The sequence below is a fragment of the Kitasatospora sp. NPDC057542 genome (assembly GCF_042801945.1).
Taxonomy (GTDB): Bacteria; Actinomycetota; Actinomycetes; order Streptomycetales; family Streptomycetaceae; genus Kitasatospora.
In genome coordinates this window covers 1-15328 of the sequence record NZ_JBHVFE010000196.1, presented here as the reverse complement: position 1 = coordinate 15328, position 15328 = coordinate 1, and the positions used below count along the sequence as shown (strand labels likewise).

Annotated in this window: 12 protein-coding genes; 9 read left to right on the top strand and 3 right to left on the bottom strand. The window is 73.9% G+C overall.

From position 1 onward, the window contains the following. Positions 1–186 precede the first annotated feature (186 nt). Positions 187–1380, bottom strand: a complete 1194-nt coding sequence (locus tag ACFU7Y_RS23680) for a peptidoglycan-binding protein (RefSeq protein WP_224283851.1) — start codon at positions 1378–1380, stop codon at positions 187–189. Between the two features lie 357 nt (positions 1381–1737). Here ACFU7Y_RS23680 and ACFU7Y_RS23675 point away from each other — a divergent pair, with 357 nt between their 5' ends. The 3 genes from ACFU7Y_RS23675 to ACFU7Y_RS23665 all read left to right on the top strand — a co-directional run bounded on the left by ACFU7Y_RS23675 (position 1738) and on the right by ACFU7Y_RS23665 (position 4882). Then, positions 1738–3063: a DUF6271 family protein gene (locus tag ACFU7Y_RS23675; protein WP_224283850.1), complete on the top strand. Its 1326-nt coding sequence runs from the start codon at positions 1738–1740 to the stop codon at positions 3061–3063. Further along, positions 3060–3557 (top strand): GNAT family N-acetyltransferase, encoded by a 498-nt coding sequence (locus tag ACFU7Y_RS23670; RefSeq protein ID WP_224283849.1) that lies wholly within the window; start codon positions 3060–3062, stop codon positions 3555–3557. Before ACFU7Y_RS23675 ends, ACFU7Y_RS23670 begins: the two co-directional genes overlap by 4 nt. A 281-nt stretch (positions 3558–3838) precedes the next feature. Further along, positions 3839–4882 carry a hypothetical protein gene (locus tag ACFU7Y_RS23665; RefSeq protein ID WP_224283852.1) on the top strand — a complete coding sequence of 348 codons (1044 nt, stop codon included), beginning with the start codon at positions 3839–3841 and terminating at the stop codon, positions 4880–4882. Positions 4883–4893: 11 nt separating this feature from the next. Here the strand turns inward: ACFU7Y_RS23665 and ACFU7Y_RS23660 are convergent, their stop codons facing one another. Together ACFU7Y_RS23660 and ACFU7Y_RS23655 are read right to left on the bottom strand one after the other, a co-directional pair. Continuing rightward, positions 4894–5541: a response regulator transcription factor gene (locus tag ACFU7Y_RS23660; RefSeq protein WP_224283848.1), complete on the bottom strand. Its 648-nt coding sequence runs from the start codon at positions 5539–5541 to the stop codon at positions 4894–4896. Then, complete coding sequence (locus tag ACFU7Y_RS23655) at positions 5526–6785, bottom strand: sensor histidine kinase (protein ID WP_380769577.1); 1260 nt, start codon at positions 6783–6785, stop codon at positions 5526–5528. The genes ACFU7Y_RS23660 and ACFU7Y_RS23655 overlap by 16 nt, the downstream gene beginning before the upstream one ends. A gap of 314 nt (positions 6786–7099) precedes the next feature. Here ACFU7Y_RS23655 and ACFU7Y_RS23650 point away from each other — a divergent pair, with 314 nt between their 5' ends. The 6 genes from ACFU7Y_RS23650 to ACFU7Y_RS23625 are packed head-to-tail and all read left to right on the top strand — an operon-like array spanning position 7100 to position 15296. Beyond that, the gene (locus tag ACFU7Y_RS23650; protein ID WP_374119996.1) at positions 7100–9127 is read left to right on the top strand and encodes an AMP-binding protein; all 2028 of its coding nucleotides are present in this window, start codon (positions 7100–7102) and stop codon (positions 9125–9127) included. Then, positions 9124–11493 carry an FAD-dependent monooxygenase gene (locus ACFU7Y_RS23645; RefSeq protein WP_224281133.1) on the top strand — a complete coding sequence of 790 codons (2370 nt, stop codon included), beginning with the start codon at positions 9124–9126 and terminating at the stop codon, positions 11491–11493. The genes ACFU7Y_RS23650 and ACFU7Y_RS23645 overlap by 4 nt, the downstream gene beginning before the upstream one ends. A 9-nt stretch (positions 11494–11502) precedes the next feature. Next, positions 11503–12474 (top strand): carbon-nitrogen hydrolase family protein, encoded by a 972-nt coding sequence (locus ACFU7Y_RS23640; RefSeq protein ID WP_224281134.1) that lies wholly within the window; start codon positions 11503–11505, stop codon positions 12472–12474. Next, entirely contained in the window at positions 12471–13598 is a 1128-nt protein-coding gene (locus ACFU7Y_RS23635) for a cupin domain-containing protein (RefSeq protein WP_224281135.1), read from the top strand. The genes ACFU7Y_RS23640 and ACFU7Y_RS23635 overlap by 4 nt, the downstream gene beginning before the upstream one ends. Before the next feature lie 17 nt (positions 13599–13615). Beyond that, positions 13616–14509 (top strand): fumarylacetoacetate hydrolase family protein, encoded by an 894-nt coding sequence (locus tag ACFU7Y_RS23630; RefSeq protein WP_224281136.1) that lies wholly within the window; start codon positions 13616–13618, stop codon positions 14507–14509. 34 nt (positions 14510–14543) lie between these two features. Beyond that, positions 14544–15296, top strand: coding sequence for an Asp/Glu racemase (locus tag ACFU7Y_RS23625; protein WP_308020224.1), 753 nt, complete (start codon positions 14544–14546; stop codon positions 15294–15296). Positions 15297–15328 lie beyond the last annotated feature (32 nt).

Below are 15328 nucleotides of genomic sequence, written 5' to 3'. Positions count from 1 at the left end.
CCGCGACGGCGCCGGTGGGCGAGCGCACGGATACCTCCTTCGAGTCGGGGTCACGAGGACGGCCCCAGGCTCTCCCGTCCGCGCCTCATCCGGCATCTGACGGTGGAAGTAACCTCGCCTACTCCCGGGCGAGTACGCGCCCCCGGCAACCGCCGAACCTCGCCTCCCCCGGGAGTAGTACCGGACTCAGTCGGTCACCGCGAACCCCTGCGCCGTGCCCAGCCGGTGCAGCGAGGCCTGGCCGGGGATCCCGTCCGCCGCCCCCGCCTGGTACCCGCAGCGGCGCTGCCAGGCCGCGTACGCGGAGACCGTCCGGCTGCCGAACGATCCGTCCACCCACCGCTGTTCGAGCAGCCCCTCGTCCACGAGCGCCTGCTCCACGATCGCCACCTCGGCGCCGTAGGTCAGGTGCCCCTGCTCGGCCCCCGGGTCGGTCTGGGCCGCCGCGATCACGTGGGACACCGAGACCGTCCGCTGCCCGGGCAGGTAACCGAGCAGCCGGCGCAGCGAGCCCTCGCCCGGGACGCCGTCCGCCGCCTGCCCGGAGTAGCCCAGGCTCCCCTGGTAGTCCGCGTAGTTCTCGGTGTCCGCGTCCGTCCAGCTCGGGCCCGGGCCGGAGAGGTAGTGGTCGCCGAAGCCGTGCGAGACCAGCGCCCGCCCGACCGCCGTCACCTGGTAGCCCTGGGCGCCGTGGCCGTACGGCAGGCCGTTGATGCTGACCTGGTAGCGGGCGGGCGTGTCCGGGGGGACCGGGTGCTGCTGCGAGGGCGGGGTGCCCGGGGAGCCGGACCCGGCCGTGACGTCGGGCCAGGAGCCGGGATCGGTGTGGTCGTTGTACGGCACGTGGGCATGCGCATACCAGCCGCCGCGGGTCTCCCAGACCTGTTCGTCGCGGTGGCTGGAGAAGTCGGTCGGCCGGCCCATCGGCCAGGCGTCGGGCACGCCCCAGGAGGCGATCCAGGCGTGGATCCGGTCCCAGCCCGCACATGGGGTGTCGACCAGCCGCGCGTAGACGCCGCCCTGGTAGCGGCAGTAGGGGAAGAACACCGCCTCGATCTGGATCACCACCCGCCCGGCCCGGTTGGTGCGGGTCGGGCTCTCGGCGGGGCTGAGCAGGCTCTTCGAGCGGGAGTCGGCCGGGAACAGCTGTGCCGTGCGACCGCTGAACGGGTCCCAGACCAGGTGCGGCGCGCTGCCGGCGCCGCTGCCGGTGAAGTAGCCGACCAGGTTCGCGTAGGGGACCCAGTCCTGCGGTGCGGCGGCGGTCGCGTTGCGGTCCCAGGTGATGTGGGCGATGGCCTTCGGCGGGTACTGCTGATCGGTCGGCGCGTGGTCGCCGAGGTCGTGGATCTCGGCACCGGGCAGCCACAGTTCGGGCATTGTGGGCTCCTCCGAACGGCGTGAGGGCATCACCTCCGTTATCGGCAGGTCCGGCTCGCGGATTGACCCCGATGGCGCAACTTCCCCGCAGTGAACCACCCACGCTCGCCCGGCCGTTCGACTCTGCAGGGGACGTTCGCCCCTGCGTGCGATTCGGACGCCCGTGCGGGGGCGGGCGATCGTGCGGATGGGGGCGCATTCCACCCCGCCGGGCCCTCGCTGTCAATCGTTGACATCAAAAGTGGTCTAGTCCAGGGTAGTCCGGCGGACCGGCGCCGGCCCGCGCCCGGGGCCTCCGGGTGCGCCCAACTGGCGGCCATGGAACCGAATCTGACGATCCGATGGAGAAACCCGCACATGCAAAGAGTCTGCCTCGCCCTGCCCACCATGCGGCCCTGCCCCGACACCATCGCGGAACTCGCCGAGGAGGCGGCCTACGCCGTCGCGAACTTCGGGGTCGAGGTGCACCTCCTCATCCTCGACACCACCGACGCCGTGGCGTTCGCGGCGAACGCGGGCGCCGTGGCCGCGATGGAGCCCACTCCCGGCGTGGTCGTCCACCACCTCGGCGAGGCGCAGCAGCGGGAGTTCCTGCGCCGGGTCGCCGAGCGCTCCGGCGCCGCCGACCCCGAGCTGCTGCTCGACCTGATGCTCCCGCGGGCCGTCGCGTACGGTTCCTGCGTCAACCGGCTCTTCCTGGGCGCGGCCGCCCTGGGCTGCACCTCGGCGCACCTGCGCAACGACGACTTCGACTTCCAGGTCGTCGACGGCCGGAAGGTCTTCCCGATCCACCACGAGCTGCTCTCGATCGGCCGGCCGGCCGGCGAGGCGGTGGCCGGCGTGTCCCGCTCCGAACTCGACCCGGCCGACGCGGACAGGCCGGTGATGCTGGTCAGCGGCTCCTTCATCGGCGAACTCAACGTGGACATCGGTGAGATCCACGAGCGGGACCCGGCCGTCTACCGCGACGTGGTGCGTCTGTGGACCCCGCCGGTGTGGTCGGAGGAGGAGAGGGACGCGATGGTGGACGTCTCCTTCAAGGGCGCCGGCTCCGCGCCGTTCAGCGCCGACGACTCCGTCCTCGGCGTGCCCGACATCTGGGACGTCTACATGTGCAACATCGCCCTGGACCACCGGGGCTACGAGGTGCTGCCGCTGCTGCCCTCGATCGAGACCATCGGCAGCGACTACGCCCTGCTGCACGCCATGGTCCACTCCCGGCTGCCCGGCGTCACCCACAACCGCCACATCGTCAACTACTACACGCCCGAGCGCCGCACCGGCGCCGGCTTCGTCTCCTACCAGCTGCGGTTCGTCAAGTTCCTGCTCTCGATGCTGTACCTGTACCCGGTCTACGGCGGGATGATCGACCTCGGCCGCAGGCTGCTGGACGAGCGGCACGGGCTGAAGGTCGAGCCGATCCTCGACCTGGTGCGGGGCAGCGTCGACTGGGACCGGTCCGGGAACGTGCACTGCCTGGACGTCCTGGACCGCTCCTACCGCAAGCTGGGCGGCAAGTACGCCGAGCTCGCGGACGTGGTGGCCGGGCAGCGGCAGCAGCTCCTGGACGAGGCGCAGGAGGACGCCGAGCGCTGGGCGGTGCTGATGGGAGCCTGGGCTGCGCTGGTGGCCGCCGCCCGTACGGAGGGGCTCCACGTCGACGCGCAGGGGACGGCCGGGTGAGCGAGGACCTCCGGATCCGGCGGCTGGACGACGGCGACTGGGATGCCGTGGTCGCCCTGGAGCACGCCGCCTACGCGGCCGACGGCCTGTCCGAGGGCCGGGAGGCGCTGAAGTCCCGCGCGCTCGGCTCGCCGGAGACCTGCTTCGTGCTGGAGCGGCACGGCGCGGTGCACGGCTACCTGCTGAGCCTGCCGTACCCGCCCCTGCGCTGCCCGGACCTCGCCCGGCCGGAGGAGACGGCGTACGAGTCGGCCAACCTGCACGTGCACGACCTGGTGATCGCCGAAGAGCTGCGCGGACGGGACGTCGCGCTGGGCTTCATGCGGCACTTCCGGGAGCAGGCGAGCGAGCAGGGGTACGAGCGGATCTCGATGGTCGCGGTACGCGGGGCCGACATCCTGCTGCGGCTGCTCGGCTACCGGGCGCACCGGGAGGTGCCGGTGCCCGCCTGCTACGGGCGGCGGGCGGTGTACATGTCCATGCCGGTCAGTTGAGCGGCCCGCCCGCTCCCACACCGGCCCTGCGCTGACACCCCTCGCCCTCCGGCCGCGGCCTCACCCCCCGGACCCCCGGACCCCCGCACGGCCCGGCGGCCGCGGCCGACCCGGCGCTGCCACCGGACGCCCTGTGGGCCCTGACCCGACAACCGCGTTCCCCGGCCCGGGATCGTCCGGAAGCGGTTGCAGTTGCGTCTCCGTTCCGTTCGGCGTGGGTACGAACTGGGGGGCGGTCCGGGATCGTGGGAGCAACCACTCGTTCGGCAAGGGGAGTTGCCATGGGGGACGGCCGGGGGTTGGCGCCGGAGGCGGTGGCGGCGCTGTTGGGCGACGGGCCGCATCAGGCGGTGGCGGACGTCGTGCGGGCGCGGTTGCGGATGGTACCGGAGGGGGCCCGGGCCCTCGCGGCGGCGGAGGCGAGCCCGGGGGACGCGCAGGCACGGGCGCTGCTGACCGCCGCGGTCGCACAACTGCTGGCCTCGGACCAGGCGTTCGCCCAGTACCTGGCCACCACCGGGCTCGGGAAGCCGAGCGATCCGCCGACCGTGCAGCTGCGGAGCGAGCCCGGCACCGTGCAGCTGCGGGTCGGCCCGCCGTCCGCGCCGCCGCCGAGGGGCCCCACCACCGTCCAGCTGCGGACCGGCCCCGCGGCCGCCCACGCCCGGGCGCTCGCCGCCCGGAGAAGCACCACGGGGATCGTGCTGGCGCTCGCCCTGGTGCTGATCGCCGCGCTGGTCGCGCTCGGCGTGCACCTGAACTCCCGTCCGTTGCTGAAGCCGGGCGGGCCCGATCTGGCGCACGCCGCGCAGCCGCTGAGGAATCCGGCGCTGGTGCTGAGGCTGCTGCCCGACGAGAGGGCGGTGCCGGGCGACTGGCAGGTGCAGCGGGGGCCGACGGCGGCGCTCGGTACGGACGGCGAGCGGCCGTGCCTGCTGCCGGACTCCTGCGACGAACAACTCGCCTACGGCATCGTGGCGTTCGGTTCGGCTTCGGTGCAGGCCGTGGAGTTCCGGGTGGCCACCTTCGCCTCCCCCGAGACCGCCGCCCGTGCCTTCGACAGCGCGCTCGGCCGGACCGCCGGGACGAACCCGACGGTGGCCGTCCCGCAGATCGGCGACCAGAGCGCCATCCGCGTCCAAGGCTCCGTATCGGCGGTGGCACTGACCAGGGTCGGCAGCGTGCTGCTCATCGTGCGCGAGGAGGGGCCGGGCTACCAGCTCACCGTGCCCGTGCTCACCGGCCTCGCCGAGCTGGTCGCCGAGCGCGCCCGGCAGGTGCAGGAGGGGCACATCCCCGACATCTCCTGGGCGACGGCGCGCTGACGAGCGGGCGGTCAGGGCTTGTTGAGGTAGGCCAGGACGGCCAGCACCCGCCGGTTGCCGTTCTCGTCGTCGGTGAGCCCGAGCTTGCCGAACATCGAGGTGGTGTACTTGCCGATCGCGCTGTCGCTGAGGAACAGCCGTTGCGCGATGGCCTGGTTGGACAGCCCCTCCGCCATCAGGCCGAGCACCTCCAGCTCACGCCCGGTGAGCCGGTCGAGCCGCCGGTTCGAGGGGGCGGAGGAGACCAGTGCGCCGATCACGGCCGGATCCATGGCCGTCCCGCCCGCCGCCACCCGCTCCAGGGCGTCGACGAACTGCTCACCGTCAAACACGCTCTCCTTGAGGAAGTAGCCGATGCCGCCGGCGCCGTCGGCCAGCAACTCACGGGCGTACAGCTGCTCCACGTGCTGGGAGAGGATCAGCACCGGAAGCCCGGGCACCGCCCGGCGCGCGTGGAGGGCCGCCTGGAGGCCCTCGTCCGACTGGGTCGGCGGCATCCGGACGTCGACGACGGCGACGTCCGGGCGCCAGGTCAGCAGGGCGTCCAGGGTCTCGGGGCCGGTGGCGGCCGTCGCCACCACCTCGTGCCCGTAGGCCTCGACCAGCCGGACCATTCCGTCCCGCAGCAGGTAGAGGTCCTCGGCTACAACGATTCGCATGGCACCACCATCGTCACACAGGTCGGGCCGCCCGCCGGGCTGGTGAGCTCCAGGGTGCCGTCGAACACCGCGAGCCGGCGGCGCAGCCCGGCCAGCCCGCCCTCACTGCCCGTCACCGCACCGCCGCGGCCGTCGTCCCGGACCTCCACCACGACGCCGGTCCCGCCGTGCGCGATGGTGATCCGCACGCTCGTCGCCCGGGCGTGCTTGGTCGCGTTGGTGAGCAGTTCGGCGGCCCCGAAGTACACCGCGGACTCGATCGGCGGCTCCAGGCGGAACGGCCCGTCGGCGGCGACCACGACGTCGAGCGGGCTGTTCAGGGCGAGCGCGCGGACCGCGTCCACCAGCCCGCGCTCGTTCAGCAGCGGCGGGTTGATGCCCCGGACCAGGTCCCGCAGTTCGGCCAGCGAGCTCGCCGCCCCTGCCCGCGCCGCCCGCATCAGTGCCCTGGCCCGCTCGGGATCGGTCTCCATCAGCTTCTCGGCGGTCGCCAGCGAGAGCCCGAGCGCCACCAGCCCCGCCTGCGCGCCGTCGTGCAGATCCCGCTCGATCCGGCGGATCTCCGCGGCCTGCGCGACCGTCACATCCGCCCGGTGGGCGGTCAGTTCGTCCACCCGCTCGACCAGCAGCATCGCGGTGGACGGGCCGAGGAAGTGGACGGCCACCGGCTCCACCGGCCGCCAGGCGTACGGGGCGACGGCGACGGCCGCCACCGCGGCAAGCACCCCGACCACCCGGGCCACCGGCTCCGGCCGGAGCAGTCCGAGCACCGCCACCGCCGCCGCGGCCGGCGGGAGCGCCGCGGCCAGGCCCGCCGCGAACGGGGCGATCCCGGTGAACCGCAGGTCACGCCAGGTGGCCGGGTCGCTCCACCAGAGCCGCCAGGACTGGTCCATGACGGCGTCCCGGCGGCTGCGCTCGTACGCGTACCCGTTCCACCAGTGGCCGGTGGACATCCGGGTGACCGGCCCGGCCGTCCGGTAGCCGGCCGGGACGGCGGTGCCGGTCCACCGCTCGACCAGGAAGCGGACCGCCCGGCAGACCGGACGGGCCAGCGCGAGCGTGCCCGTGCCCACCAGCACCACGGGCAGCAGCCACGACCACGGGTTGGCCGGGCCCCACCGGATGCCCAGGGCCACGGCGGCGGCCCACACCGCCGGGATCAGCAGGGTGACGGCCGCCACCGCGCACGCCCGGACGAACCCCACCCCCACGCGTTCGACCCATGAAACCGGCTGTCTCACTGCCCCCGCCCCTCGCTCTTCGTTCGATGCTCCCACTCTGCACCCCGCGGAGCCCGTCGCTGCCCGGGTCGGCCGAGGAGTGTGGCCGGCCCCACCCCGTCGTGGGTCCAGGCCCACACCGGGCCGCCCCGGCGCCGCCCACCGTCGAAGCCATGGACCGCGCCACCCGGCCGCAGCGGGCGCCGGCGCGGAGCCGGGCCACCCGGGGAGCGCCGGCGGGGCCGTCGCCCGAATGCATGTATCGCTCTCTTGACTCACGTCACCGACCCGCCATACTGGCCTCACTCCCCGCTCGCACGACGAGGTGCCCGCCCATGGAGCTCTCCCCCTCAGCGCACGTGGACACGTTCTGTCGAGACCACCTCCCACCCTTCGATCAGTGGCCGGAACTCCTCTTCGAACTCCCGGAGTTGGCCTATCCCGACCGCCTGAACTGCGCCGCCGCCCTGCTCGACGACACCATCGAACGCCTCGGCCCGGACCGCCGCTGCCTGCTCACCCCCACCGGGCACTGGTCCTACGGCGAGCTGCGCGACCACGCCGACCGGATCGCCCGTCTGCTGACCGAGGACCTCGGCCTCGTCACCGGCAACCGGGTCCTGCTGCGCGGCCCCAACACCCCTTGGCTGGCGGCCTGTTGGCTCGGCGTGCTGAAGGCCGGCGGGGTGGCCGTCACCACCATGCCGCTGCTGCGCGCCGCCGAGTTGACCGAGCTGCACGGCATCGCCAGGCCCGTCCTCGCCCTGTGCGACCACCGGTTCCTGGACGAGCTGGACCGGGCGCGCACCCCCGGCCTGCGCGTCCTGCGCTACGGCGGCACCGGCCCCGAGGACCTCACCGCCCGCTGCGCCGCCAAGCCCACCGGCTTCCCCGCCGTCCCGACCGCCGCCGACGACGTCGCGCTGATCGCCTTCACCTCCGGCACCACCGGCCGCCCCAAGGCCACCCTGCACTTCCACCGCGACGTGCTCGCCATCGCCGACACCTTCTCCCGGCACCTGCTCCGCCCCACCTCGGAGGACCTCTTCACGGGAACCCCTCCGCTCGGCTTCACCTTCGGCCTCGGCGGCCTGCTGGTCTTCCCTCTGCGGGCGGGCGCCGCCAGCCTCCTGCTGGAACAGGCCACCCCCGAACAGCTCGCCGAACAGGTCCGCCGGCACGGGGTGAGCGTGCTGTTCACCGCGCCGACCGCCTACCGGGCGATCCTGGCCGCCGGCCTGGCCGACCGGCTGGCCGCGGTGCGACGCTGCGTCTCCGCGGGCGAGCCGCTGCCCGCCGCCGTCTGGCAGGCCTTCCACGCGGCCACCGGACAGCGGCTGATCGACGGCATCGGCGCCACCGAGCTGCTCCACGTGTTCGTCTCGGCCGCCGACCGGGACAGCCGCCCCGGATCCACCGGCCGGCCCGTCCCCGGCTTCCGGGCCACGGTCCTGGACGGGCAGGGCCGCCCGGTGCCCGACGGCGAGCCCGGGCTGCTCGCCGTCAAGGGCCCGACCGGCTGCCGCTACCTGGACGACGAGCGCCAGCGGGAGTACGTCCGCGGCGGCTGGAACGTCACCGGCGACACCTACGTCCGGGACAGCGACGGCTACTTCTGGTTCCGGGCGCGCAACGACGACATGATCGTCTCGGCCGGCTACAACATCGCCGGGCCCGAGGTGGAACAGGCGCTCGCCGCCCACCCCGACGTGGCCGACTGCGCGGTGGTCGGCGCGCCGGACGAGCGGCGCGGCGCGGTGGTCAAGGCGTACGTGGTGCTGCGTGCGGGCGTATCCGCCGCGCCGGAGACGGCGCACGGGCTCCAGGAGCACGTCAAGCGCACCATCGCGCCGTACAAGTACCCGCGGACGGTCGAGTTCGTGCCCGAGCTGCCGCGCACCGCGACCGGCAAGCTGCACCGCGCCGAACTGCGCCGACGGGCCGCGCTGACCCCGGCCAGCGTCACCGTCGAGCGCCGGGTGGAGTGGTCCGACACCGATGCCGCCGGGCACTACCACTTCTCCGCCGTGCAGCGCTGGGCCGAGGCGGCGGAGGCCGCCCTGCTGCGCCGGCTCGGGCTGGCCGAGCTGTTCGGGCGGATACCCCGGGTGCACTTCGAGGCCGACTACCGCGAGCGGCTCTGGTTCGGCGACCTGGTCCGCACCGAGCTGCGGGTGGTCCGGGTCGGCGGCTCCTCGCTGCACTACGCCTTCGAGGTGCACGGCCCGCACGGGCTGGCCGCCAGCGGGCGGATGTCGGTGGTGCACGCCGCGCCGCACGCCGGGGGTGCCGAGCCGTGGCCCACGCAGGTCCGCCGCACCCTGGCGGAGGCCGGGCCGCAGCAGCCCGAGGTGGTCGCATGAACGAGGCCGCCACCTCCACAGCCCGCCGGATCGCGGTGATCGGCGCCGGCCCCGGCGGGCTCTACTTCGCCGCCCTGGCCAAGCAGCTGGCACCCGGCCGGGAGCTCACCGTCTTCGAACGGGACGCCCGGGACGACGAGTTCGGCTTCGGCGTGGTCTTCTCCGACGAGACCCTCGACGGCATCGCCCGGGCCGACCCGCGCGTCTTCGCCGCGATCAGCGCCGAGTTCGCCCGCTGGAGCGACATCGACATCCGCTACGCGGGCGAGGTCCGCACCAGTGGAGGCCACGGTTTCGCCGCCCTGGACCGCAACCGGCTGCGCGCCATCCTGCAACAGCGCTGCGCCGAGCTGGCGGTGGACGTGCGCTACCGCACCCCGGCCCCGCCCGTCGACCGGCTGGCCGCCGAGTACGACCTGGTGGTGGCCGCCGACGGCATCCGCTCCGGCACCCGGGCCGCCCACCCGGAGAGCTTCCGCCCCGAACTGGACGAGCGCCACTGCCGCTACATGTGGCTCGCCACCGACAAGGTCTTCGAGGCCTTCACCTTCATCGTCGAGCAGTACGACTTCGGCGTGCTCCAGGTCCACGCCTACCCGTACAGCGCCACCCGCTCGACCTTCATCGTCGAGGCGGCCGCGGACGCCTGGCGCCGCGCGGGCTTCGAGGCCCTCGCCGCACGGGAGCCGGCGCGCGGCGAGAGCGACCTGGCGAGCGTACGGCGCTGCGCGGAGCTGCTCGCCGGGCACCTGGACGGCCACCGGCTGATCCCCAACGCCTCCCGCTGGATCCGCTTCACCACGGTGCGGAACGCGAGCTGGCGCCACCGCAACGTGGTCCTGCTCGGCGACGCCGCGCACTCCGCGCACTTCTCGATCGGCTCGGGCACCAAGCTCGCCCTGGAGGACGCCCTCGCCCTGGCCGCCGCACTGAGTGAACAGCCCACCCTGGAGGAGGCGTTGGCGGGCTACGAGGCCGAGCGGCGCCCGGTGGTGGAGTCCACCCAGCGCGCCGCACAGGCCAGCCTGGAGTGGTTCGAGACCATCGGGCGGCGGGCCGGGCAGGGCGCCGACCAGTTCGCCTTCAACCTGCTCACCCGCAGCCGGAGAGTCACCTACGGCAGCCTGCGGGCCCGCGACCCGGCCTTCGTGGACGCCGTGGACACCGCCTTCGGCGGCTCGCCCGGGACGCCGCCGATGTTCCTGCCGCTGAGGCTGGGAGCGCTGGAGCTGCGCAACCGCGTTGTGGTGCCCCCGCTCGCCACCTTCACCTCCCCCGACGCGCTGCCCAGCGGCTTCGACCGGGCCCAGCTGACCGGGCACGCGCTCGGCGGCGCGGGGCTGGTGCTCGCCGGGATGACCGCGGTCAGCCCCGAGGGCCGGGCCACCGATCGGTGCCCGGGCCTGTGGACCGACCACCAGGAGGCCGCCTGGCGCCAACTTCGCGACGCCGTCCGGTCGGTGAGCGACACCCCGCTCGGCATCCAGCTGACCCACGCCGGCCGCCGGGGCGCGTCCACCGCTCCCGGCCCCGACGGCATCGGGCGCCCGCTCGCCGGCGGCTGGCCGCTGATCGCCCCCTCGGCCATCCCCTGGGACGCCGACAGCCCGGTGCCGCACGAGGCGAACGACATCCAATCGGCCGCCGTCACCGCCGACTTCGCGGCCGCCGCCGAGCGGGCCGCCCGGGCCGGCTTCGACGTGCTGGAGCTCCAGTTCGGCCACGGTCACCTGCTCTCCTCCTTCCTCTCCCCGCTCACCAACCACCGCACCGACCACTACGGCGGCCCGCTCACCCACCGGCTGCGGCTACCGCTGGAGGTGCTGACGGCGGTACGCGCCGTCTGGCCGGCCGGACGGCCGCTGCTGGTGCGGATCTCGGCAAGCGACTGGGCGCCCGGCGGCACCACCGAGGAGGAGACCGTGGCGATCTGTCGCGCGCTCGCCGCGGCCGGGGCGGACGCGCTGGACGTCTCCACCGGCGAGGTGGTGGCGCACCAGCGGCCACCGTACGGGCGCGGCTACCAGACACCCTTCGCCGAGCTGGTCCGCACCGCCACCGGCCTGCCGACCGTCGCGGTCGGCGCGATCTCCGGGTACGACGACGCCGACTCCGTCCTGCTGGCCGGGCGGGCCGACCTGGTCGCGGTCGGCCGGGCCCACCTGTACGACCCGCTCTGGACGCTGCACGCCGCCACCGAGCGGGGCCACACCGGTCCGGGCGCCCGCTGGCCCGAGCCCTGGCGGGCGGGCAGCCGCAAACCGCCGGGCCCGAACGCCGACCGGGTCGCCCCGCGCCTGCACCTGCTGCGCGAGCCGCCCGCGCCCGTCCACCGCCGCTGGTCACCACCCCTTCCCGAGGAGTGACGAGGAACCATGCCCCACCTGCCCCGCTTCACCGCCGCCGCCGTCCAGGCCGCCCCGGTCTACCTGGACCCGGCCGCCACCGTCGACAAGGCCGTCGCGCTGATCCACGAGGCGGCCCGGCACGGCGCCGAACTGGTGGTCTTCCCCGAGGTCTTCGTGCCCGGCTACCCGTACTGGAACTGGACGATGAACCCGGTGCAGGGCTCGCCCTGGTACGAGCGCCTGTACCGGGCCGCCGTGGACGTCCCCGGCCCGTACGTCGACACCCTGTGCGCCGCCGCCCGGCAGGCCGGAGTGGTGCTGGTGATCGGGATCAACGAACGCGGCCGGCACAGCCTCGGACTGCTGTACAACACCCTGCTGATCATCGACGCGAACGGCGAACTGCTCAGCGTGCACCGCAAGCTGATGCCGACCTGGGCCGAGAAGCTGACCTGGGCGCAGGGCGACGGCAGCACCCTCACGGTGCACCCCACCACCGTCGGCCCGCTCGGCGCGCTGGCCTGCGGCGAGAACACCAATCCGCTGGCCCGCTTCACCCTGCTGGCACAGGGCGAACTGGTCCACGCCGCCTGCTACATCGCACTGCCGGTGGGCCCGGAGGACTACGACATGGCGGACTCGATCGCACTGCGCACCGCCGCCCACTGCTTCGAGGGCAAGGTGTTCTCCGTCGTCTCCTGCTCCACCGTCTCGCCCGAGATGGTGGACCTGCTCGCCGGCGACGACCCGCAGGTCCGCAAGCAGCTCGCCCGCCCGCACAGCGCCCTGTCCGGGATCTTCGGCCCGGACGGCCGCGCCGTCACCGAACCGCTGGTGGACGAGGAGGGCGTCGTCTACGCCGAGATCGACCTCGGCCGCTGCATCCAGCCCAAGCAGATGCACGACATCGTCGGCCACTACAACCGCTTCGACGTCTTCCGGCTGCACGTGGACAACCGCCCGCTGCGACCGCTGGTGTTCCCCGAGGAGGAGGCATGACCGGACCCGAACGCTCCCCCGAGCACGACGACGACCGGATCGGCCGGTCCAGAGTCACCGACAGCCCGGAACTGCGCGCATACTACGAGGAGTTGGCCGAACACGAGGCCGGCGCCCTGTGGACGGTCGCGAACGAGATCGAGCCCTGGTACCCGCAGCCGAAGTCCGTCCCGGTGCTCTGGCGCTACGCCGACCTCCGCCCGCTGGTGCGCAAGGCGCTGCCGCTGGTGAAGGCCGACGACGCCGGCCGCCGGGTGGTGATGCTGGTGAACCCCGGCCGCCGCGAACTGAGCGCCGCCGTAGGACTGTTGTACACCGGCCTGCAGATCATGGGCCCCGGCGAGGCGATGACCGCGCACCGCCACCAGGCCTCCGCGCTGCGCTTCGTCCACGAGGGCACCGGCGCCTGGACCGTCGTGGACGGGCAGAAGCTCAGGGTCGGCCCGCGCGACTTCGCGATCACCCCGAACAACACCTGGCACGAGCACGGCAACGAGGCCGACGACGCGCCGGTGATCTGGCAGGACGGCCTGGACATCCCGCTGGTCAACACCCTCGACGCCAACTTCTACGAGGTCCACCCGGAGCTGTACCAGCGGCCGGGGCCGGTCATCAACTCCTCGCTGCTCAGCTACGGCGGCAACCTGCTGCCGTACGGCGCCGAGAAGTGGACCCGGCCCTACTCGCCGCTGTTCGGCTGGCCCTGGGAACCCAGCTACCACGCACTGTGCCGGCTCGCCCGTGCCGCCGAGGGATCGCCCTACGACGGCGTGATCATGGAGTACACCAACCCGGTCACCGGCGGCCCGGTGATGCCGACCATGTCCGCCCACCTGCAACTGCTGCGCCCGGGCCAGGCCACCCGCGCCCACCGGCACACCGGCTCGGTGGTGTACACCGCGGCCAAGGGCCGCGGCGCCTCGGTGATCGCCGGCCGGCGCTTCGAGTGGCAGCAGGGGGACATCTTCGTCGTCCCGTCCTGGGCCTGGCACGAGCACGCGAACCTCGACCAGGGCGAGGACGCCTGCCTGTTCTCCTTCGACGACTTCCCGGTGATGCACTCGCTCGGCCTGTACCGCGAGGAGGCCCACCCCGACGGGCACCAGCCCACCACCACCGCCTGACCAGGAGCCCCACCGCCATGCACCTGCTGACCTTCCGCGCCGACGGCGCCGACACCCCGCGACTCGGCGCCCGGCTCGACGGCGACCGGGTCGCCGACCTGGCCGTCCTCGCCACCGCCGCCGGAGCCCGACTTCCCCCCGATCTCCTGGGGTTGATCCGCGCCGGCGGGCCCGCCCTGGCCACCGCCCGCGAACTGCTCGCCGGGGCCCCGGCCACCAGGCCGCTCGCCGAGGTCTCGCTGTGCGCGCCACTGCGCCCCGGCAAGATCGTCGGCGTCGGCCTCAACTACGTGGAACACGTGGCCGAGTCGCACCGCACGCTGGACACCGACCGCGAACTGCCCGACCGTCCGGTGCTGTTCGGCAAGCCCTCGACCGCCGTCACCGGCCCGGGCGGGCCCATCCTGCACAACGCCGACCTCACCAAGCAGCTCGACTGGGAGTGCGAACTCGCCGTGGTGATCGGCGCAACGGCCTTCCGGGTGGCCGAGGCGGACGCCCTGCGGCACGTGTTCGGCTACAGCATCGTCAACGACGTCAGCGCCCGCGACCAGCGCCGCTCCGGCCAGTGGTTCTTCTCCAAGGGCCAGGACAGCTACGCGCCGTTCGGCCCGGTCGTGGTGACGGCCGACGAGATCCCCGACCCGCAGCGGCTCGACCTCTCGCTGAAGGTCAACGGCGAACTGCGGCAGGACTCCAACACCCGCCACATGCTGTTCGGCGTCGCCCGGCTGATCGCCGACATCTCCTCCGGCGTCACCCTGGAACCGGGCGACGTGATCGCCACCGGCTCCCCCTCGGGCGTCGGCGCCGGGATGGTGCCCCCGCAGTTCCTCCAGCCCGGCGACCTGGTCGAGGCCACCATCGAACGGATCGGCACGCTCGCCAACCCGGTGATCGACGCCCGCTGACCGATCGACGCCCACCGAAGGGGGCCCGCAACCGATGACCACCTACCGGATCGGCCAGATCGTCCCGAGCTCCAACGTCACCATGGAGACCGAGGTCCCCGCCCTGCTGCGGGCCCGCGAGGCGGTCGCCCCCGAGCGGTTCACCTTCCACTCCAGCCGGATGCGGATGACCAGGGTCACCCCCGAGCAACTGCGCGCCATGGACGCCGAGTCCGACCGCTGCGCCGCCGAGCTCTCGGATGCCCGGATGGACGTGATCGGGTACGCCTGCCTGGTCGCCGTGATGGCCACCGGCCCCGGCTACCACCGCGAGGCCGAACGGCGGCTGCACCTGCGCACCGTCGAGAACGGCGCCCCCGCGCCCGTGGTCACCAGCGCCGGTGCCCTGGTCGCCGGGCTGCGCGAACTCGGGGCCGCGAAGGTCGCCATGGTCACCCCGTACCTGCGGCCGCTGGCCCGGACGGTGGTCGAGTACCTCGCCGCGGAGGGCATCGAGGTGCTCGATCACGCCGCCCTGGAGATCGCCGACAACCTGGACGTCGCCGCCCACGACCCGGCCCTGCTGCCCGCGATCGCCCGCGCTCTCGCGTACGCCGAGGCGGACGCGGTGGTGCTCTCGGCCTGCGTGCAGCTGCCCTCGCTGTCCGCCGTCGAGGAGGCCGAGCAGCAACTGGGCAAACCGGTGGTCTCGGCCGCCGTCTGCACCGCCCACCAGCTCCTGCGGGCCCTCGGTCTGCCCGCCTTCGCCCCCGGCGCCGGACACCTGCTCTCCGGCGCCTACGCATAGGGCGGGTCCGACGGTTCGCGCCGCGCGGGAAC